Source organism: Streptomyces sp. P6-2-1 (assembly GCF_050613165.1).
Classification (GTDB): Bacteria; Actinomycetota; Actinomycetes; order Streptomycetales; family Streptomycetaceae; genus Streptomyces.
Genome location: NZ_CP192513.1, coordinates 4,442,825 through 4,463,397, shown reverse-complemented (window position 1 = coordinate 4,463,397; position 20,573 = coordinate 4,442,825). Strand labels below are relative to the sequence as shown.

Annotated in this window: 13 protein-coding genes; 2 read left to right on the top strand and 11 right to left on the bottom strand. The window is 74.4% G+C overall.

Features of this window, described 5'->3' with window-relative positions:
* Positions 1–23 precede the first annotated feature (23 nt).
* On the top strand, positions 24–3,164 hold the full coding sequence (locus ACQYWQ_RS19255; RefSeq protein WP_431036150.1) for an alpha-mannosidase: 3,141 nt from the start codon (positions 24–26) through the stop codon (positions 3,162–3,164).
* Positions 3,165–3,210: 46 nt separating this feature from the next.
* On the opposite strand, the gene ACQYWQ_RS19250 is transcribed toward ACQYWQ_RS19255, so the two are convergent.
* The 9 genes from ACQYWQ_RS19250 to ACQYWQ_RS19210 form a co-directional block, all read right to left on the bottom strand.
* The gene (locus ACQYWQ_RS19250) at positions 3,211–3,843 is read right to left on the bottom strand and encodes a hypothetical protein (RefSeq protein WP_431036149.1); all 633 of its coding nucleotides are present in this window, start codon (positions 3,841–3,843) and stop codon (positions 3,211–3,213) included.
* 153 nt (positions 3,844–3,996) lie between these two features.
* Entirely contained in the window at positions 3,997–5,457 is a 1,461-nt protein-coding gene (gene ahcY / locus ACQYWQ_RS19245) for an adenosylhomocysteinase (protein WP_431036147.1), read from the bottom strand.
* A 335-nt stretch (positions 5,458–5,792) separates the two neighbouring features.
* Complete coding sequence (locus ACQYWQ_RS19240; RefSeq protein ID WP_431036146.1) at positions 5,793–6,776, bottom strand: cation diffusion facilitator family transporter; 984 nt, start codon at positions 6,774–6,776, stop codon at positions 5,793–5,795.
* A gap of 145 nt (positions 6,777–6,921) precedes the next feature.
* Positions 6,922–8,085: a mannose-6-phosphate isomerase, class I gene (manA, locus tag ACQYWQ_RS19235; protein WP_431036145.1), complete on the bottom strand. Its 1,164-nt coding sequence runs from the start codon at positions 8,083–8,085 to the stop codon at positions 6,922–6,924.
* 113 nt (positions 8,086–8,198) lie between these two features.
* Positions 8,199–9,314 carry an SIS domain-containing protein gene (locus ACQYWQ_RS19230; protein WP_431036143.1) on the bottom strand — a complete coding sequence of 372 codons (1,116 nt, stop codon included), beginning with the start codon at positions 9,312–9,314 and terminating at the stop codon, positions 8,199–8,201.
* Positions 9,315–9,489: 175 nt separating this feature from the next.
* Positions 9,490–9,672: a Trm112 family protein gene (locus tag ACQYWQ_RS19225; RefSeq protein ID WP_431036141.1), complete on the bottom strand. Its 183-nt coding sequence runs from the start codon at positions 9,670–9,672 to the stop codon at positions 9,490–9,492.
* Positions 9,673–9,888: 216 nt separating this feature from the next.
* Positions 9,889–11,250 carry a phosphomannomutase/phosphoglucomutase gene (locus tag ACQYWQ_RS19220; RefSeq protein WP_431036139.1) on the bottom strand — a complete coding sequence of 454 codons (1,362 nt, stop codon included), beginning with the start codon at positions 11,248–11,250 and terminating at the stop codon, positions 9,889–9,891.
* 360 nt (positions 11,251–11,610) lie between these two features.
* Positions 11,611–13,224: an L-lactate permease gene (locus ACQYWQ_RS19215; protein WP_431036138.1), complete on the bottom strand. Its 1,614-nt coding sequence runs from the start codon at positions 13,222–13,224 to the stop codon at positions 11,611–11,613.
* 163 nt (positions 13,225–13,387) lie between these two features.
* Complete coding sequence (locus ACQYWQ_RS19210) at positions 13,388–13,759, bottom strand: DUF3499 domain-containing protein (protein ID WP_431036136.1); 372 nt, start codon at positions 13,757–13,759, stop codon at positions 13,388–13,390.
* A gap of 508 nt (positions 13,760–14,267) precedes the next feature.
* Between ACQYWQ_RS19210 and ACQYWQ_RS19205 the strand changes: the two genes are divergently transcribed.
* Positions 14,268–14,711, top strand: coding sequence for a metallopeptidase family protein (locus ACQYWQ_RS19205; protein WP_431039252.1), 444 nt, complete (start codon positions 14,268–14,270; stop codon positions 14,709–14,711).
* A 173-nt stretch (positions 14,712–14,884) separates the two neighbouring features.
* Here ACQYWQ_RS19205 and ACQYWQ_RS19200 read toward each other — a convergent pair whose 3' ends face one another.
* Together ACQYWQ_RS19200 and ACQYWQ_RS19195 are read right to left on the bottom strand one after the other, a co-directional pair.
* Positions 14,885–16,390: a DUF5719 family protein gene (locus ACQYWQ_RS19200; RefSeq protein ID WP_431036134.1), complete on the bottom strand. Its 1,506-nt coding sequence runs from the start codon at positions 16,388–16,390 to the stop codon at positions 14,885–14,887.
* Complete coding sequence (locus tag ACQYWQ_RS19195; protein WP_431036133.1) at positions 16,387–20,265, bottom strand: glycosyltransferase; 3,879 nt, start codon at positions 20,263–20,265, stop codon at positions 16,387–16,389. Before ACQYWQ_RS19195 ends, ACQYWQ_RS19200 begins: the two co-directional genes overlap by 4 nt.
* Between the last annotated feature and the right edge of the window lie 308 nt (positions 20,266–20,573).

Sequence of the window (20,573 nt, the reverse complement as noted above, 5' to 3'; positions counted from 1 at the left end):
ACCACCCGAGGAGCACCCTCACCATGCACGACGACCGGACAGCGACCGAGGACCGCATCGCACGGTTCGTCTCCGGCAGGCTGCGGCCCGCCCTCCACTCCGAACCGCTGCCGCTCGCCCTGGAGGTGTGGCGGGTGCCCGGCGAGCCGGTGCCCGTCGCGGAGGCGCTGCGGGCGGCGTACGAGCCCTTCGCCGCCGGGGAGTACTGGGGCTCGCCCTGGGGGACGACCTGGCTGCGTGCGAAGGGGACCGTGCCCGCGCACTGGGCGGGCAGGCGCGTCGAGGCCGTCTTCGACCTCGACTTCGACCTGACGCAGGGCCCCGGCGGACAGGCCGAGGGCTTCGTGCACACCGCCGAAGGGGAACCCCTCCAGGGCCTGCACCCCTACCACCGCACGGTACGGCTCGCGGAGCCTGCGACCGGCGGCGAGGAGATCAGCCTCCTCGTCGAACTCGCCGCCAACCCGAAGATCGCGGGCAGCGCCGCGATCGGGATGCGGTACAGCTCGCCGCGGACCGCGGGCAACGATCCCCTCTACCGGCTGCTCGCCGCCGATCTCGCGGTCCGCGAGGAGGACGTGTGGCACCTGCTCCAGGACATGACCGTCCTCGACGAACTCATGCGCCAGCTCCCGGAGTCGGCGCCCCGGCGCTGGGAGATCCTGCGGGCGCTCGACAAGGTCGTGGACGTCGTCGACCCCTGGGACGTGGCGGCGACGGCCGCGCGGGGGCGCGAGGTCCTGTCCGGCGTCCTCGCGCGGCCCGCGCACGCCTCGGCGCACACCGTGCACGCGGTCGGGCACGCGCACATCGACTCGGCGTGGCTGTGGCCGCTGCGCGAGACCGTCCGCAAGTGCGCCCGTACGTTCACGAACGTCACCGCGCTCGCCGAGGAGTACCCGGAACTCGTCTTCGCCTGCTCGTCCGCGCAGCAGTACGCGTGGATGAAGGAGCAGCGCCCGGACGTCTACGCGCGGATCAAGAAGGCTGTGGCGGACGGGAGTTTCGTGCCGGTCGGCGGCATGTGGGTGGAGGCGGACGGGAATCTCCCGGGCGGTGAGGCCCTCGCCCGTCAACTCGTCCACGGGCGGCGGTTCTTCGCCGAGGAGTTCGGCGTCGAGCAGGACGGCGTGTGGCTCCCGGACTCCTTCGGCTACAGCGCCGCGTACCCGCAGCTCGCGAAGCTCGCGGGCGCGCGCTGGTTCCTCACGCAGAAGCTCTCGTGGAACGCGGTGAACAGGCTGCCGCACCACACCTTCGACTGGGAGGGCATCGACGGGACGCGCATCCTCACCCACTTCCCGCCCGTCGACACCTACAACTGCGAGCTGACCGGGCGCGAACTCGCCCACGCCGAGGCGAACTTCGCGGAGAAGGGTGTCGCGGGGCGCTCGCTCGCGCCGTTCGGTTTCGGGGACGGGGGCGGCGGGCCCACGCGCGAGATGATGGAGCGGGCCAGGCGGCTGCGGGACCTGGAGGGCTCGCCGCGCGTCGAGGTCACGAGGCCGTCCGACTTCTTCGCGGTCGCGGACCGCGAGTACCCGCGACGGCCCGTGTGGCGCGGCGAGCTGTACCTGGAGAACCACCGCGGCACGTACACGAGTCAGGCCCGTACGAAGCGCGGCAACCGGCGTGCGGAGGCGCTGCTGCGCGAGGCCGAGCTGTGGGCGGCGACGGCGGCGGTGCGCGGCGGGCACGCGTACCCGTACGAGGAGCTGGAGGCCCTGTGGCGGCGGGTGCTGCTCCACCAGTTCCACGACATCCTGCCCGGCACGTCGATCGCCTGGGTGCACGAGCAGGCCGAGGAGATGTACCGCGCGACGCACGCGGAGCTGGAGGGGATCATCGGGGCGGCGGCGCGTGAACTCGGCACCGGTGGTAGGGGGTTCACGGTGCTGAACGCGGCCCCGCAGGAGCGTACGGAGGTCGTCGTGGTGCCCGGGGGCTGCGGTGCGGACGGGCAGGAGCTGGCGGACGGTTCGCGCGCGGTGCTCGCGCACGCCCCCGCGCTCGGCGCGGGCGCACTCGTCGCGCGCGAGGACGGCCCGCGGCCGGTCACGGCGGGCGAGGAGGGCGGGGACCTCGTCCTCGACAACGGGCTCGTACGCGTGCGGATCGACCGGGCCCACGGGCTCGTGCGCTCGGTCAGGGACCTGGGCGCCGAGCGCGAGACGCTCGCCCCGGACGAGCCCGGCAACCTGCTCCAACTGCACCACGACGACCCGACGTTGTGGAGCGCGTGGAACCTGGACGCCGCCTACCGCAACACCGTCAGCGACCTCACGGCGGCCGAATCGGTCGAGCTGGCCGCACCGGGACCGCTGCTCGCACGGGTCCGCGTGACGCGCGTCTTCGGCGCTTCGCGACTCGTACAGGATCTCGAACTGACCGCAGGCAGCAGGCGGTTGGTGGTACGGACCGATATCGACTGGCAGGAGCGGGACGCCGTGCTCAAGGCGGCGTGGCCGCTCGACGTGCACGCGGGGCACGAGAGCGCGGAGGTGCAGTTCGGGCACGTCGAGCGGCCGACGCACGAGAACACGAGCTGGGACGCGGCCCGCTTCGAGGTCTGGCAGCACCGGTGGGTGCACGTCGGCGAGCACGGTTTCGGCGCCGCGCTGCTCACGGACTCGACGTACGGGCACGACGTGCGGCGGCACACGCGGGCGGACGGCGGTACGACGACGACGCTGCGGCTCTCGCTCCTGCGCGCCCCGCACAGCCCCGACCCGGAGGCGGACAGGGGACGGCACGCCTTCGCGTACGCGCTGGAGGCGGGCGCGGACATCGGGGAAGCAGCGGCGGGCGGGTACGCGCTCAACCTGCCGCTGCGGGTCGTGCCGGGCGGCGGGGCCCGGGACGGGGCGGGGGACGGGACAGCGGCGCCGGCCGGGGCGGCTCCGCTGGTGACCGTCTCGCACCCGGACGTGCTCGTGGAGGCGGTGAAGCTCGCCGACGACCGCTCGGGGGACGTGGTCGTGCGGCTCTACGAGTCGCGGGGCGGTTCCGCGCGGGCCTCGCTGGGCGCGGGCTTCACGGTGGGCTCGGCGGCGGTGACGGATCTGCTGGAGGAGCCGGTGACGGAGCTGGACGTGGTGGAGGGGCGGGTGGCGCTCGCGCTGCGGCCGTTCCAGATCCTGACGGTGAGGCTGCGCAGGGGCTGACCGGCGGGTGACGAGGGGGCGGCCGTGCGCGGGCCGTCCCCTTTCGTCATTCCCCGGGCTCCGGCGGGAACTCGTTCGGCGGGGACTCCAGGTCCTCCAGCTCGATCCCGGGGGCGGCGAGTACGACGTCCCCGGCCACGTGGACCTCGTGCCTGTCGCCCGTCTCCAGGTCGCTGACCTGGTACGAGTCCACGCGCAGGGGCCCGTTGTCAGTGGCGTGTGTTTGGGTGTCCGTCAGTTGCCAGGACTGGTCGGCCGTCCTGGCGGCGAGCACCGGTGCGCCGAAGGAGACCAGCCGGATACGGGTGGGGGGTGATTGCGGGGTGAGGCGGAGGAGTCGCGCGGTGGCGACGTAGAAGGCGGGGGACGTGCCGCCGAAGGCGTGGGCGCGCACGTTGCCCTCGGTGGCGTGGTTCCCCTCCGGGTCCGACCTGACCCAGGTGAGCCCTTCGAGAGCGCCACCGCGGACCTGCCAGCCGCCCGCGCGCAGTTCGAGTCGCAGGGGACGCCCGCGCGAGTCGAGCGTGAGGTCGACGGTGCCGGCGTCCGGCTCGCCCACGGGGGTGGTGAGCCGGGCGACGTACCGCCAGCCGGAGGGCCCGGGCGCGCACTGGAAGTGCTCCTCAGCGAGGAGGCTGCCGTCATGCGGGTCGTGGAGGGAGTAGCGGCCTCGGGGCATCGGGGGGTGTCCTGATGGGTTGCTGCCGGAAGGGGGGAAGCGGGACGGCCCGGAAGCGCGGGGGCTTCCGGGCCGTCACACCGTCACGTCGCCACGTCGTCGTACGCGTCACCCACCCGCGTACGGGCTACGGAGCGTACGGGCTACGGGGGCTCAGTAGCGGTAGTGGTCCGACTTGTACGGGCCCTCGACCTTGACGCCGATGTACTCGGCCTGCTCCGGCCGGAGCGTCGTGAGCTTCACGCCGAGCGCGGCGAGGTGGAGCCGGGCGACCTTCTCGTCGAGCGCCTTCGGCAGCACGTACACGCCCACCGGGTACTCCTCCGGCTTCGTGAACAGCTCGATCTGCGCGATCGTCTGGTCCGCGAAGCTGTTCGACATCACGAACGACGGGTGCCCGGTCGCGTTGCCGAGGTTCAGCAGACGGCCCTCGGACAGCACGATGATCTTCTTGCCGTCCGGGAACGTCCACGTGTGGACCTGCGGCTTGACCTCGTCCTTCACGATCCCGGGGATCTTCGCGAGCCCGGCCATGTCGATCTCGTTGTCGAAGTGGCCGATGTTCCCGACGATCGCCTGGTGCTTCATCCTGGCCATGTCCCCGGCCATGATGATGTCCTTGTTGCCGGTCGTCGTGACGAAGATGTCGCCCTTGTCGATGACCTCGTCGAGCGTCGTGACCTGGTAGCCGTCCATCGCCGCCTGGAGGGCGCAGATGGGGTCGATCTCGGTGATGATGACGCGGGCGCCCTGGCCGCGCAGCGACTCCGCGCACCCCTTGCCGACATCGCCGTAGCCGCAGACCACGGCCGTCTTGCCGCCGATGAGGACGTCGGTGGCGCGGTTGATCCCGTCGATCAGCGAGTGGCGGCAGCCGTACTTGTTGTCGAACTTCGACTTCGTCACGGCGTCGTTCACGTTCATCGCCGGGAAGAGGAGCGAGCCCTCGCGCTGCATCTCGTAGAGGCGGTGGACACCCGTCGTGGTCTCCTCCGTCACCCCGCGGATCTCCGAAGCGAGCTTCGTCCACTTCTGCGAGCCCGCGGCGATCGTGCGCGTGAGGAGTTCGAGGATGACCCGGTGCTCGTCGTTCTCGGCCTCGGTCGCCGGGTCGGGAACGCGCCCCTCCTTCTCGTAGCGCACCCCCTGGTGCACGAGCAGCGTCGCGTCACCGCCATCGTCGAGGATCATGTTCGGGCCGCCCGTGGGGGCATCGGCCCAGGTGAGCGCCTGCTCGGTGCACCACCAGTACTCCTCCAGGCTCTCGCCCTTCCAGGCGTAGACCGGAACACCCTGCGGGTTGTCCGGGGTGCCGTGCGGGCCCACCGCGATCGCCGCAGCCGCGTGGTCCTGCGTGGAGAAGATGTTGCACGAGGCCCACCGCACTCGCGCACCGAGCGCGACGAGGGTCTCGATCAGGACGGCGGTCTGCACCGTCATGTGCAGGGACCCGGTGATCCGGGCGCCCTTCAGCGGCTGCGACTCGGCGTACTCGGCGCGCAACGCCATCAGGCCGGGCATCTCGTGCTCGGCCAGCGTGATCTCCTTGCGGCCGAAATCGGCGAGGGAGAGGTCGGCGACCTTGAAGTCCTGCGGAGTGGTTGCGGACGTCATGCTCTGCTGCTCCTCGGGTTGGGGCGAGGTGTACGGGTGTGCTGGCCGCGCGTGAGCGGGTACGGGGCGCCCGCCCGTACCGGCCCGTGGCCTCGTACTCGTACGCGTACGAGACGTGCCGGACCGGACGCGGGCACACGTGTCCCGTTCCCTTGCGCGGCGCAGTCCGTCGGAGGCCCTCTCTCCCTCGGCCGGTCCCCTCGCGGAGCCCGCCCGACCGCCATCAGCAGCGACGTCTGGCTGTCCCCAAGCTACCAGTACCGCCCGGAAGAGACAGGGGCCCCGGGAGGGATGGTGCCTCTCCGGGGCCCCCGCGCGGCGCGGTGCCGTGACGGTCAGTGATCCTCGCCGTGCCGCGGTACGGGGCCGCCCGGGGTGGCCTCGGGGTGCGGGCCCGCCGCCGCCTCCGCGTCGGTGTAGATGTCCGGCTCCAGGTAGATCACGCGGGCGATGGGGACGGCCTCGCGGACGCGGGACTCGCCCCCGTCGATGGCCTCGGTGATCTCCGTACCGGTCGCGTCGGGGCGGACGGCGATCTTCGCGGCGACCAGGAGTTCCTCCGGGCCGAGGTGGAGCGTGCGCATGTGGATGACGCGCGTGACCTGCGTCCCGTCGACGAGCGAGGCGGCGATGGTCTCCTCGATCTCGGGACCGGCGGCCTCGCCGACGAGGAGCGACTTCGTCTCGGCTGCCAGGACGAGCGCGATGAGGATGAGCAGGACGCCGATGCACAGCGTGCCGATGCCGTCCCACACGCCGTCGTCCGTGGCGAGCGAGAGGCCGACGCCGCCGAGCGCGAGGACGAGACCGATGAGCGCGCCGAAGTCCTCCAGGAGGACGACGGGCAGTTCGGGGGCCTTGGCCCGGCGGATGTACTCGACCCACGACATCGTGCCGCGCGTCGTGTTCGACTCCTTCACGGCGGTGCGGAAGGACATGCCCTCCGCGATGATCGCGAAGACGAGGACCCCGACCGGCCAGTACCAGTGCTCCAGCGCGTGCGGGTGCTTGATCTTCTCGTAGCCCTCGTACAGCGCGAACATGCCACCGACCGAGAACAGGACGATGGAGACGAGGAAGGCGTAGAGGAAGCGCTCGCGGCCGTAGCCGAAGGGGTGCTGGGGCGTGGCGGCGCGCTCCGAGCGCTTCTTGCCGAGGAGGAGCAGGGCCTGGTTGCCCGAGTCAGCGACGGAGTGCACGCCTTCGGCGAGCATGGACGAGGAACCGCTGAAGGCGAAGGCCACGAATTTCGACACGGCGATGGCGAGGTTGGCGGACAGGGCCGCCACGATCGCCTTGGTGCCGCCTGACGCACTCATCTCTGCTCGTCTCCCCTGTGGGTGGGCTGGTCGTCCGGTTCGTCCCGGTCGTCGGTCCCGGCCGGTGTTCCGGGACGCGTCATTCTCCCGTACGGGGGGACGGGTGCCCCGGCGCGGGAGGCGGAATCCCGCGCCGGGCGCGGCCTCAGACCCGTACCCCCGCGCGGAACAGCGTGCCGTCGCCGCGCGCCGTGACGCGCTCACCCGCGGGGACGAAGACCGCCTCGCCCGGGCGGAGCGTCTCGCTGCCCGCCGTGACCTGCCCGGCCGTGCACAGGAGGAGCTGCGGGCCGGGTGAGGTGAGGTCAGGGGTCGTGGCGTCGGGGACGAGGACGTAGCGCGAGAGGCGGAACTCGTCGATGGGGGTCGCGTAGACCTCCTCGCCGTCGGGCGCCGCCTCGGGGCGCTGGACGCCGGGGTCCGTCGCGGCGAAGCGGACGACGCGCAGGAGTTCGGGGACGTCGACGTGCTTGGGCGTGAGACCGCAGCGCAGGACGTTGTCCGAGTTGGCCATGATCTCGACGCCGAGGCCGCTGAGGTAGGCGTGCGGGACGCCTGCGCCGAGGTAGAGGGCCTGACCCGGCTGGAGGCGGACGAAGTTGAGGAGCATCGCCGCGAGGACACCGGGGTCGCCCGGGTAGTCGCGGGCGATCCGCGCGTAGGGCTCGTACGGGCCGCCCGCGCGCTCGCAGGCGAGCGCGGTCTCCTCGACGGTCGCGGCCACGGCCTGCGGCTCGGCGGTGAGGATCGCGGTGAGGACCTCGCGCAGCGCGGCCTCCTCGGGGTGGGCGCGCAGCAGGTCCACGTACGGCTTGAGGCTGTCGACGTCGAGCCCGGCGAGGAGCGCCGCTGCCGCGGTCGGCTCGCGGAAGCCGCACAGGCCGTCGAAGGGCGTGAGCGCGCAGATGAGTTCGGGCTTGTGGTTGGCGTCCTTGTAGTTGCGCGCGGGCGCGTCGATCGGCACGCCGCGCCGCTCCTCGTCGGCGAAACCCGCCTCGGCCTGCGCGCGGTCGGGGTGGACCTGGAGCGAGAGCGGCGATCCTGCGGCGAGGATCTTGAGGAGGAAGGGGAGGCGCGGGCCGAACTTCTCGACGGCGGGGGCACCCAGTTCGCGTACCGGGTCGGCGTCGACGACGGCGGAGAGCGCCGTGCCGCCCTGCCCGCGGTCGAGGTGCGAGGGGGCCCCGGGGTGCGCGCCGATCCACATCTCGGCCTGCGGTTCCCCGCTGGGCTCGACGCCGAGAAGCTCGGGAATGGCGGTGAGCGAGCCCCAGGCGTAGGGGCGGATGGTGTTGCTGAGGCGGTCCATGATTCCTTCAACGGGCGGACGGACGGGTGGAGGTCGGCGGCCGGTGTCGAGCGTACGGGCCCTGCCGCGCTCCCCCTGCTCAGGTCCGTCCGCGCGCCTTCCCCGGGCTGTGCTCAGCCCCGGCCCGCCAGGGACAGGTAGGCGGCCGTGTACTCGGTGAGGGCGAGGAGTTCGGCCAGGACGTCGAGGTCCTGGCCTTCGGGGAGGGCCAGTTCGGTGAGCGGGACCCGGTGGGCGTGGGCGAGTTCGCGCACGGCGGGGCCCGCGGTGAGGCCCTCGGGGGTGCGGGTGCGGAGCAGGACGAGGCGGGGGCGCGGGCCCGTGGTGTCCTCGACGCGGTCGCGGAAGAAGTCGTCGATGTCGTCGTCGCCGCTGTCCGTCTCGGCGGGGCGGCTGAGCAGCGCCGCGTGCGCGGTGAGGGCCTCGGGGAGCGCCGCGGTGAGCGCGGCGCGGCCGGCGCGGGCGGCGAGGAGCCGTACGAGGCGGCGCGCGACGGCGTCCGCGGCGGGGCCCTCGGTCCACAGGAGCGGCAGCGACTCGTCGAGTTCGAGTGCGAGGGACTTGGCCGGGTTCGCGCCGGTCGGCGTGACGGGGCCGCAGCGCTCGGCGGTCGCGTCGAGACGGTCGGCGATGCGATGGATCGCCTCCTCGTCGGCGGCGACGAGGCCCGTACGGTCCAGGAGGCCGAGCAGCGGGACGAGGAAGGGCCAGGGCGAGACCGTGCCTTGCTGCTCGGGCGGGGTCGCGAGCGGGAGCGGCAGTCCGCGCGAGCCGTCCACGATCTCGCCGAGCGCGCTGCGGCGCGGCAGCACGGCGACGACGGTGAGGCCGCGCCGGTACGCCTGCTCGGCGAGGAGGCGCAGGCCGGGCTCGGAGCCGTCGGGTGTGGCGATGAGCAGCAGGTCGACAGGGCCCGCCCAGCCGGGGAGCGCCCAGCGCAGGGCGCCGGGCGCCGCGGCGACGCCCGTGGGGGCGAGGCGGACCACGGGGCAGCCGGGGGCGGCGAGCGCGCGCGTGACGTCGGCGGCGGTCTCGGCGGCGGGCCCCGAGGTCGCGAGCAGGATCGAGCGGGGCCGTCCCTCGGGCTTGAGCGAGGTGAGCCCGGCCTCGGCGGCGAGCCGCTGGGCGGTGCGGACCAGGGCTCCGGCCGCCGCGGCCCCCGGCAGGAGTCCGTACGGGTCCGCCTGCGCGAGCGCGGCGGGGTCGTCGAGCAGGAGATCGTCGAGCATGGCGGCAACTCCGGGGTCCGGGGGCGGGGGGTGGCGGGCCGGGGGCGTGGGCCTCGCGCTCACCGGGGCGGGCGCTCGCGGGGCTCCGCCCCGGGCCGGGCCCTCGGACGCCGGACGGGCCGGACGGGGTGCGGGCTTGGTCCGGCGGGAGGGTGCGAGGGGAGCGCCCCGTTCGTCACGCCGGCTTGCGGGCCTCGTCGACGAGGAGCACGGGGATGCTGTCGCGGACCGGGTAGATCAGGCCGCAGTCGCTGCCGGTGCAGACGAGTTCCTCGGCGTCCTCGGTCGTGCGCTCCTCCAGCGGGGAGTGGCAGGCGGGGCAGGCGAGGATCTCCAGGAGGCCGGATTCGAGGGGCATGAGGGGTCCTTTCGCGGGCGGTGGCGGGTACGGCGCAAGCCTAGCCCGCCCGGGTCGGGGGCGGACGGGGCGGACGCGGGCGGGCGCGGGCGGGCGCGGCCGGTGAGCGGCGAGGGCGGGCGGTGAGCGGCGAGGGCGGGCGGTGAGCGGCCGGGGGAACGGGAGGGGCTGGACGAACGGGAGGAACAGGGACGCCTGGCGCTCGCGGGGCCGGCGTCACGGGACCCGTACGAGTGCGAGCACCTCGTCCCGTACCTTCGCCATCGTCCCCGCGTCCCTGGCCTCCACGTTGAGCCGCAGCAGGGGCTCCGTGTTGGAGGGGCGGAGGTTGAACCACCAGTCGGCGGCGGTGACGGTGAGGCCGTCGAGGGTGTCGATCGTGACGTCGGGGGACGCGAAGGCCCCGCGGACGCGTGCGGTCACCCCGGCCTGGTCCTCGACCGTCGAGTTGACCTCGCCGGAGCCCACGTACCTGTCGTACTGCGCGGTCAGCGCCGAGAGCGGCCCCGGCTGCTCGCCGAGCGCGGCGAGGACGTGGAGGGCCGCGAGCATCCCCGTATCGGCGTTCCAGAAGTCGCGGAAGTAGTAGTGCGCCGAGTGCTCGCCGCCGAAGATCGCGCCGGTGCGCGCCATCTCGGCCTTGATGAAGGAGTGCCCGACGCGCGTGCGCACGGGGGTGCCCCCGTGCTCGCGGACGACCTCGGGGACGGACCAGGAGGTGATCAGGTTGTGGATCACGGTGCCTTCGCCACCGTTGCGCGCGAGTTCGCGGGCCGCGACGAGCGCGGTGATCGCGGACGGCGGGACCGGTGCGCCGCGCTCGTCGACGACGAAGCAGCGGTCGGCGTCGCCGTCGAAGGCGAGCCCGATGTCGGCGTGCTCGGCCCGTACCCGGTCCTGGAGGTCCACGAGGTTCGCCGGGTCCAGCGGATTGGCCTCGTGGTTGGGGAAGGAGCCGTCCAGCTCGAAGTACATCGGCACGAGGTCGAGCGGGAGCCCCGCGAGGACGGTGGGCACGGTGTGGCCCCCCATGCCGTTGCCCGCGTCGACGACGACCTTGAGGGGGCGGAGGGAGCCGAGGTCGACGAGGGTGCGCAGGTGGCGCGCGTAGTCGCCCAGCGTGTCCCGCGTGGACAGCGTGCCGGTACGGGCCACGGGGGCGGGCGCGCCCTCCTCCATCCAGCTCTCGACGAGGGCGCGGACGTCGGCGAGCCCGGTGTCCTGCCCGACGGGCGCGGCGCCCGCGCGGCACAGCTTGATGCCGTTGTACTGGGCCGGGTTGTGCGAGGCGGTGAACATCGCGCCGGGCAGGTGGAGCGCGCCCGACGCGTAGTAGAGCTGGTCGGTCGAGCAGAGCCCGATCGCGGTGACGGAGGCGCCGCGCCCGCGCGCGCCCGCGCCGAAGGCGGCGGCGAGCCCCGGCGACGAGGGCCGCATGTCGTGTCCGACGACGAGCGCTTCGGCGCCCGTCACCTCGGCGAAGGCGGCGCCGAACAGCTCGGCGAGGTGTTCGTCCCACTGCCCGGGGACGGTCCCGCGGATGTCGTACGCCTTCACGATCTGCGACAGATCGGCCACAGCCTGCCTCCCGATGCCTGGTTCCCGATTGCCGGCCCCGCGCCCACCGTCCGCCGGTCCCCCGGGCAGGTACGCGGTCGCTCCGGTACGCACCACAACCTACCCGGCCACGCCCCCGCCCCACGGCCACGGACGGCCGTCCCCGGGCCGCCACAGCCTTTCGCGGCGCGCGGCGAGTCCCGGAGGCGGTGACACCGCTCACGGCCCGTCACCCGTCACGGGGAGGTACGAGGACGTGATCGCCACGGCGCCCGAAGGGGCCTGCCGCCCCGGTCGAGGCCGTCTCGCCCGCCCCGGCCTGCCGGGACGGTGGGGCGGCCGCTGTCCTCCTCCGGGGCACGGCCTCAAGGGGGCATCCGCTCAAGGAAGCATCCACTCCAGGACCGTGCTCTGCCCGACGACGATGAGGCACATGACCAGCAGCAGGCCGAGGCTCCAGGGCAGGACGCGCCGCAGCAGGTCGCCCTCGCGCCCCGCGAGCCCGACGGCGGCGCAGGCGATCGTGAGGTTCTGCGGGGAGATCATCTTGCCGAGGACTCCCCCTGAGGAGTTGGCGGCGGCCAGGAGTTGGGGCGAGAGCCCGGATTCACCCGCCGCGGTGACCTGGAGTGCGCCGAAGAGGGCGTTCGCCGAGGTGTCGGACCCGGTGACGGCGACGCCGAACCAGCCGAGCACGGGCGAGAGGAAGGCGAGTCCGGCCCCGGCGGCGGCCACGAAGTAGCCGATGGTCGCCGCCTGCCCGGACAGGTTCATGACATAGGCGAGGGCGAGTACGGAGACGACGGTGAGGATCGCGTACCTCAACTCGTGGACCGTGGCGCCCCATTCGCGTACCACCGCGCCGGCGCGCACCCGCAGCACGACGGCGGTGAGCACCCCGGCGACGAGGACGAGCGTGCCGCCCGTGGAGACGAGCGGCAGCGAGAAGACGTTCGCCGATACGGCCTTGCCCGCCGGGTTCGCGACGTCGAGGAACGGCCAGTCGAAGACGCGGGTCGCGCGGTCGAAGAGGTCCTTGACCGGGGGTATCTGCGCGATCGAGAACACGGCGACGATGAGGGCGTACGGGGCGTAGGCGCGGACGACGTCGGGGCGCGGGTCGGCCTGGTCGAGGTCGGCCGAGCGGGCACCGGTGAGGACCGAGGCCCGTACGTCCTCGGCGGCCGGCCTGCGCGCGGTGGGCAGCGCGACCAGGACGGCGGCGCCGACGAGCGCCGCGATGATGTCGGCGAGCTGGACGGTGAGGAAGTTCGACGCGGCGAACTGCGCGATGCCGAAGCCGAGTCCGCAGGCGAGCGCGGGCACCCACGTCTCGCGCAGGCCGCGCCGCCCGTCGACGAGCACGACGAGCAGGAGCGGTACGACGACGGCGAGCAGCGGGGTCTGGCGGCCCACGACCGAGGCGACGTCGTCGAGCGGGACGCCCGTGACGTTGGCGAGGGTCACGACCGGCGTGCCCATCGCGCCGAAGGCGACGGGCGCGGTGTTGGCGACGAGCGCGACGACGGCGGCGCGCACCGGGTCGAAGCCGAGCGCGACGAGCATGACCGAGCAGATCGCGACGGGCGCGCCGAAACCGGCGAGCGCTTCGAGGAGCGCGCCGAAGCAGAAGGCGATGACGAGCGCCTGGATGCGCGGGTCGTCGGAGAGCCGTCCGAAGGAGCGGCGCAGCACGTCGAAGTGCCGCGTGCGGACCGTCATCCGGTACACCCACAGCGCGTTGACGACGATCCACATGATCGGGAAAAGACCGAAAAGCGCGCCTTGGGCGGCGCTGGAGAGCGTCTGCCCGACGGGCATCCCGTACGCGGCGACCGCGACGACGGCGGCGGCGAGCAGCCCGATGAGCCCGGCGATGTGCGCTTTCATCCGGACGACGCCGAGCAGCACGAGCACGGCGAGAAGGGGGAGAGCGGCGACAAGGGCGGAGAGGCCGAGCGAGTCGGCTACGGGCCGCAGGTCCTGGACGTACACGTGGGTCCTCCTTGAGCCGGGGGCCGGGGCACGGCGGGGCTACAGGGAGGCACGGCGGGGAGGCGGAGGCGGTTCAGGCCGGGTGGCTCGGGGGGGCGGGGGGCGGGGGGCTCCGCCCGGGTGGTGCGGCGCGCGTGCTCCGGCGCGCATGGTCCGGCGCGGGTCAGTTGTCCGGGGAGCGGAGGATGCGGAGGTGGCCCCTGCGGGCGACCTCCATCGGGTCGGCGGCGCGCGGTGCCTCGCGTTCGGCGGGGCGGTCCTGGGGGCGGGCGGCCTCGCGGACCGCGTTGGCGAGCGCTTCGAGGTCGTCGCCGGAGGGGCGCGGGGGCGCGGAGGCGTCGGCGAGGCGGACGACCTCCCAGCCGCGCGGCGCGGTGAGCCGTTCCGAGTGCTCGGCGCACAGGTCGTAGCAGTGCGGTTCGGCGTAGGTGGCGAGAGGCCCGAGAACGGCCGTCGAGTCGGCGTAGACGTACGTCAGCGTGGCGACGGCAGGGCTGCCGCACGCGGTGCGAGAACAACGACGTACAGGGCTCACGGTCCTGGACGGTACCGCACTCTTGAACGGGCCGCGACGACGCCCATCAGCCGGTACGCGCCGTGTCGTGGCCGGAAATCGCCGCTTCGTCCCAAGCCGGGCAGACGGACGGAAACCCCCTTCAGGTCCCCGCTCGTGCCCGTTTGGCACCGCTCGGGGGCAGACCGGTCGTCGTATGTCCGCCGAAGTCGGTACGGTCCGGACAGCGAGCGGTGCGGGGCCCGCGCGGCGGACCGGGGTGCCCGAGAAGCCCGGGCGTCCGAAAAACCTCCCCAGGGGTGTCCGGAAACGGATGCCGAATGCGCCTGTCGCATACGTGTGCCGCATGTGTCGGGGGCGGCCGCCGGAGCGCGGCCGCGGGGCGCGGGGCGGGCCCGTACGGTCCGGTGGGGAGCACAGGTACCCGCCCCGTCCGGCCCGCCTACGCATCCCGTCCGCGTCACCGCCCCCGCACGGAGCGTGCCGCCGCATCCTCTCGGCGGGCCCCGAGGACTACCCTTCACGCGTGATGGACAGCTCTTTTCCGCCCTCGCCCGCCCCCCGGGGCCCGCGCCGCCGTGATCGCCACGGGCGGGGGATGCGCGGTCCCGTCGCGCCGCCGCAGGTGCCGATCTCGGCGAGCAGGGCGGAGAGCTTCGCCGACCTCGTCCAGGACTCGGTGGACCGCCTCGAACGCCGCTGGCCGCAGCTCGCCGACGTCGATTTCATGGTCCTGGACGTCCCCGGGGCCGGTCCCGAATCCTGGCAGGACGAGCCGGTCCCGCTCGGCACCGCGGTGAGCGCGAAGGACGGCCGCCCGCCGGTCGTCGTCGTCTACCGCCGCCCGGTCGAGATCCGCAGCAAGGGCCGCGAGGAGCGCGCCCTCCTCGTCCACGAGGTCGTCGTCGAACAGGTCGCCGAGCTGCTCGGCCTCACCCCGGAATCGGTGGACCCGAGGTACGGGGAGGAGTGAGGGGCGGGCCCCCGGGCGGGCCGGTGGACGTGCCCCGAGCGGCGGGACCGCGTGGGCCGCGACAGGGCGAGCCCGGGGACGCCCCCGTAGCGTCGTGGGCCGCGCGACAGGGCGCCGCGGGGACGTCCCCGCAGGGCCCCCGTTCGCTGGCTCCGCTCCCCCGCCCCGCCCCCTCAGTCCTCCGTCACGCGCAGGTCCTCCACCGTTCTCGGTACCCGGACCATGCCCTTGTCGTCCTCCAGGGGCTGGATGGTGAAGAGGGACGTGCCCGAGTCGGACTCGGCCGTCAGCTGGCGGGTGGCGTGGACGGGGCCGCTGCCCTGCCGGGGGGTGAGGGTCAGGGACCACTCGCCCTTCGTGCCCTTGCCTGGCGTGATGTCGAGCGCCTGCGAGGTGGCCTTGGCGACGGTGTACGTCTTCGTGGCCGGGCTGCCGCCCTTCGTGCCCGCCGAGGTCGTGACCTCGACCTTGGCCGCGGCCTCGGGCGCGGAGAGGGTCAGCCGGACGCTCTTGCCCGTGTTGCCCGTGACCGAGGCGCGCTGGCCGACGGGGGACGTCGCGGGGATGAAGGCCGTCTCCTGGTTCGCGCCCTTGCCGCGCGTGACGGCGAGCGCGGCGACGACCGGGGTCGCCGCCTTGGGGTCCTCGGGGCTCAGCACGAGGCTGCCCGGTTCGCCGTGTGTGATGCCGTCGAGGTCGAGCGAGGCGGTCATCCCGGACTTGACCAGCAGGTTCTCGTGCCCGGCCGGGACGATCGTGCTCGTCTTCTGCGCGAACTGCACCTTCAGGCTCGCGTCGTCGGAGCCGGGCGCGAAGGCGACGAGCCGGAGCTTCGTGGCGTCCCCGGGGATGCCGGGGAGCACGAGCCGCGCGGCCGGGTCGGTGGCGGGGACGAGCCAGTCGCCGCCCGCGTCCTGCGTGCTCGCGTCCACGGCCGCCGCGATCCGGCCCGTGGTCGCGGTGACGTGCGCGGTGAGGTCGCTCTCGGGGGAGCCGCTGAGCGTCGAGAGCAGGACGGGCACGGTCGAGAGCGGCGGGATCTGGATGCCCTCGCCGACCTCGGACTTCAGCTCGCCCTTCGGCCCGTACAGCGCGATGTCCACGACGGCGGCGGTGTCGTCGGGGTTGGTCAGGTGCACGTAGTCGGAGCGGTCCTTCGCCGTGCTCACGCCGGGCAGCCAGAAATCCGTGTCCGGCGCGCCGCAGGAGATCCCGCGCAGCGCGCGGTCGCCGCCCGCGTCGACGAGGGTCGTCTGCTGCACGGTCCACCCGGGCGCGAGCGGCCCACTGGCCTCGCCGACGAGCGAGGGCGTCTTCGACGAGTCGGGTTCCTCGGTCACCGGGGTGCCCTGCTTCTTCGCCGTGAGCAGCGGCTTGCCCGCCTTCGGCGCCTGCTCGGCGTTCTTGCCGTCGCGCACCTCGGTGGGCGAGGGCCGCAGAACCGCCTCGCCGCCGCCGCTCGTGCCGCTCGTCGTCGGCGTGTAGGACGTGTACGTGGTCTCGGCGAGCGCCGAGTCGCCCGGCGCCGGGCACAGCAGGCTCGACCGCTGGACGGGCTGCGCGGCGGCCCGCGCGGGCTTCGCCTCCGTACCGGAGCCGGGCGCCGTCGCGGTCGCGACGCCGGTGAGGACGGCGAGCGCGCCGACGGCGCCGAGCAGGGACATCGTGCTGCGGTTCACTGGTCGCTCCCGTGCTCGCGCCCGTCACGGCCCGGCTGCGGACCGTAGGGGCCGGTCTCGTCCTCGTAGGGCTGCTGCTGGTACGGCTGCGGGGGTGGGTACGGGCTGTCGTAGCCGCCGTCCCGCGCGTAGCCGTCCCCGTCCCGCGCGGGCGGGTAGCCGTAGCCGTAGTCCTGCCCCTGCCCCTGCCCCTGGTACGGCGGGAACTGCCCGGTGTCGGGGCCGCTCGGGTCGTACGGGGGAAGCTGCCCCGTGTCCGGGCCGCTCGGATCGTACGGCGGGAACTGCCCCGTGTCCGGGCCGCTCGGATCGTACGGGGGGAGCTGCCCGGTGTCGGGGCCGTTGCCGTCGTCGTTCGGCCCGTACGGCGGGTCCTGGGCGTCCTGCCGCCCGTACGAGGCCGCTTCCGCGTTCTCGTACCCGCCGCCGTTCCCGTAGCCGTCGTACCCGCCGCCCGAGCCGTACCCGTACGGGTCGTACTCGGCCGTGCCCGCGTAGGCGGGGACGGCCGCCGGGTCCCGCGCGGCCTCGACGCCCTGCTCCTCCTGGGCATCGGCCTCGGCGGCCGCGCGCAGGCGCCGGGCGCGGCGGCCCTCGCCGTCGACGGGCTGCGCGGGCACGGCGATCTCCTCGTCCGGCAGGTCGTCGTCGATGTCGCGGCGGCGGCCCGGGAGGGCGAGGACGACGAGGACGAGGCCGAGCAGGCCCTGCGCGCCGACCCACAGGGTGCGCGTGAAGGGCTGGTCGTAGGTGACGTCGAGGTGCCCGCCGCTCGCGGGGAGCGTGAAGCCCTGCGCCCAGCCGTCCACCGTCGTACGGCTGAGCGGCTTGCCGTCGAGGCGCGCGGTCCAGCCCGGGTCGGCGCTGTCGGCGAGACGCAGGACGCGGCCCTCGGCCCCCGCAGGGATGCGGGTGTGGACGTCGACGGGCCCGGCCGCGACGGGTTTCGGCGGCCGCTGCTTGTCGGTGAGCATGACGCGCGCGACCTCGCGGTCCACGCGCCACAGCGCGAGCCCGTCCTGCCTGCTGACGCGCATGAGCCCGGGCGTCGCGTCGAGCACGCGGCCCATCGCGCTCGACGAGCGGCCCTCGCGGAGCAGGACGTAGCGGATCGCGTACGAGCCGAGCTGCCCGGCCTGGTCGGCGCCCGAGCCGGCGACGAGGCGGCCCACGGTCTCGCCGAGCGCGGCGTTGGGTCCCGCGGCGGCGAACTGCTCGGCGTCGCCGAGGTGGTTGCCCGCGCCGCGGATGAGGAAGTAGCGGACCTCGGAGGCGCTGTCGCCGTCGAGCACGAGGGTGCGGGCGCGGTCCTGCGTACCGCTGTCGGCGGCGACGAAGGCGGGCACCTGGGCCGGGGAGCGGCGCTCCAGGGGGCCGTCGGCGCCCGCGGCCATCCAGCCGAGCGCGGCGGCGAGCGGGCCGAGCGCGGCGGCGATGCCGACGAGCGCGGCGAGCGGCTGGCGCCAGCCGAAGCTCTGCTCGGCGACGCGGAAGCGGGCGCCCTGTGCGCCGATGAGCGCGGCGCCGAGCAGGCCCGCGCCCTGCACGAGGGTCGCCGGGCCCGCCCAGCCGTCGCGGTTGGTGAGCACGGCGAGGGCGAGGCCGACGAGGGCGACGCTCCACGCGGTGAGCACGGCGGTGCGGCGCTCGGTGCGCAGGAGGGCGCCGAGCGCGGCGAGGACGATGCCGATGAGGAGCAGCCCGGTCATCGTGCCGGGGCCGCCCGGGCTCATGCCGAGCAGGTCCGTCGCGCTCGCGGTGCCCGCACGGTCGTCGAGCCCCGCCTCGCCGAGCAGCCGCCCGCCGGAGAAGAGCGTGAGCGACCAGGGCGCCAGGAGGAGCAGCGGCGTGAGGAGCACGGCGATGAGCCGGGGCCCGTAGGCGGGCAGCTCGGTGCGGCGCACGGCGAGCACGAGGGCGCCGAGTACGAGCGCGAAGAGCCACACGACGGGCGTGAAGGCCGTCGTGAGCGTGAGGAGCAGCGCGAGCGCCCAGGCGGCTCGCCACGTACCGCGCCTGCCGAGGAACCCGCCCGCGGAGAGCGCGGCGCGGGCCATGAGCGGCAGGAGCACGGCGAGCAGCGCGGTGCCGATGCGGCCGTCCGCGAGCGCCCCGGTCGTGGCGGGCAGGAAGGCGTACGCGATGGCGGCCCACGCGCGCAGGAGGCGCGACTCGACGAGCGGCCGGGTCGCGAAGTACGCGGTGACGCCCGCGAGCGGCACCGAGCACACGAGGAGCACGGTCATCGCGGTCGACGTGGAGCCGAGGAAGAGCGTCGCGAGGCTCGCGACGAGCGCGAGGTAGGGCGGCGCGGACTCCGTCGAGCCCGCGCCCACCGCGTGCCAGGCGTCGATGTACGAGGACCACAGCTCGCCCGCGCGCTCCGGCGCGGGCAGCAGCGCGCCACCCATGAGCGAGCCCGTGCCGAGCAGGTTCCGGCAGGCGATGAGCGCGAAGAGGAGGAGGACGGCGAAGAGCACGGGGCCCGGCTTGCGGCTGAGCCGCTTGATCCGGGCGAACTGCTCGACCTCCATGTAGTCGGCGTCGTCCCCGCCGGGGCCGGACTCGACGACACCGTGCCGCCCGCCGCTGCTCTCCTCCTGCGCGGTGCGCCCGGCGAGTGAGCCCGCGATCTGTTCGACGGTGAGGCGCAGGGTCGCGCCGGGTGGCGGGAAGAGGGGGCGCAGTTCGGCGGGCTCGACGGCGGACCGGCCGCGCGCGCGGCGGGCCTTGAGGAGGCGGCCGGGGCGCAGCAGGACGGACAGGAGCCCGGTGATCTCGTCGACGGCCTGGCCCGGGGTCTTGCCGACGAGGTAGGCGAGGGTGCGCAGGACGGTGCCGAGGAGGATGCGGAAGGCGGTCCAGGGCAGCGCGGCGGCGCGGGTGTTGACGAGGAGGGTGCGGACCGCTCCTGCCTTGTCGACGCGGTGCGGGCTGCTCGCCGTGCGGCCGACGCAGTCGACGGTACGGCGCTCGCGCGAGGCGGCCTCGGCGTGCCGGACGACGGCGCCGGGGGCGATCAGCACGCGGTGGCCCGCCGCGTTGGCGCGCCAGCACAGGTCGACGTCGTCGCGCATGAGGGGCAGGCCGCGGTCGAGGCCGCCCAGCTCCTCGTACACGTCGCGGCGGATGAGCATCCCGGCGGTGGAGACGGAGAGGACGGGGCGGACCGAGTCGTGCTGGCCCTGGTCCTGCTCGCGGCGGTCGATGCCGGTCCAGCGGCGGCCGCTGGGCGCGATCGAGACACCCACTTCGAGGAGCTGGCGGCGGTCGTACCAGCCGCGCAGCTTGGGCCCGACGATCGCGACGTCGTTGCCCACCTCCGCCTCGCTCTCGACCGCGCGCAGGAGTTCGGCGAGCGCGGTGGGCGTGGGGGCGCAGTCGTCGTGCAGGAGCCACAGCCACTGCACGGGCTCGCCGTGGGGCAGCTCGGGGAGGTCGTAGGTCTCGTCGCGCCACGTCCGGCTGACGGGGTCCCAGCCGCTGGGGCGCTTGAGGTACGGGAGTTCTTCGGGGCCGAGCGGGGGCGCGATGCGGCTCGCCTCGTCGACGGCCGCGCCGAAGCCGGAGCGGCGGGCGAGGTGGAGCACGCAGGGGTCGCCGAGCGTCTCGCCCAGCAGGCGCGCGGAGTCGTCGGCGCTGCCGGTGTCGGCGGCGACCGCGTTCTGCACGGGGCGCTCCTGGGCGGCGAGCCCCGCGAGGGCCTCGGGCAGCCAGCGGGCGCCGTCGTGGGCGACGAGCACCGCCGTGACGACGTGGCGCGGGAACTCGGGTGGACGGCTCGGGTCGACCGCGGCCCAGCGCGCGGGGGCAGCGGTGCTGTCCCCGTAACCGGGGCTGGCGGCGAAGTCTGCCGGGTGATTGTGCACGGACATCGAGGTACGGGCCCCGGTTCGGTGGACTGCGGTGGACCCCTCGCCACTCCGTGGGGAAGTGGGGGTGTCTCGGACGGGGCCCCACACTAGCCGTTACGGGGGTGACGCCTCGGCCGCCTGTCCACAGGCGGGGTGCGACGAACCGATCGTCATATCGACCTATGTGCGGGTGTGTCGGGGCGAATCCTCATGGGGGCGGGGGCGGGGGCGAGGGAGAGGACGAGGGGGCAGAGGCGAGGGGGGCGGAGGGAAGGGCCGGGGCGAGGGCGGAGGAAGGGGCGGGGTGTTCGCCCGTGGGCCCGGCATGC

Coding starts and splice junctions, on each gene's coding strand:
- ACQYWQ_RS19250 (WP_431036149.1), bottom strand. CDS start 3,843: ATGCCCCGAGGCCGCTACTCCCTCCACGACCCGCATGACGGCAGCCTC.
- ACQYWQ_RS19225 (WP_431036141.1), bottom strand. CDS start 9,672: ATGCCCCTCGAATCCGGCCTCCTGGAGATCCTCGCCTGCCCCGCCTGC.
- ACQYWQ_RS19230 (WP_431036143.1), bottom strand. CDS start 9,314: ATGCTCGACGATCTCCTGCTCGACGACCCCGCCGCGCTCGCGCAGGCG.
- ACQYWQ_RS19195 (WP_431036133.1), bottom strand. CDS start 20,265: ATGTCCGTGCACAATCACCCGGCAGACTTCGCCGCCAGCCCCGGTTAC.
- ACQYWQ_RS19240 (WP_431036146.1), bottom strand. CDS start 6,776: ATGAGTGCGTCAGGCGGCACCAAGGCGATCGTGGCGGCCCTGTCCGCC.
- ahcY (WP_431036147.1), bottom strand. CDS start 5,457: ATGACGTCCGCAACCACTCCGCAGGACTTCAAGGTCGCCGACCTCTCC.
- ACQYWQ_RS19255 (WP_431036150.1), top strand. CDS start 24: ATGCACGACGACCGGACAGCGACCGAGGACCGCATCGCACGGTTCGTC.
- manA (WP_431036145.1), bottom strand. CDS start 8,085: ATGGACCGCCTCAGCAACACCATCCGCCCCTACGCCTGGGGCTCGCTC.
- ACQYWQ_RS19205 (WP_431039252.1), top strand. CDS start 14,268: ATGGACAGCTCTTTTCCGCCCTCGCCCGCCCCCCGGGGCCCGCGCCGC.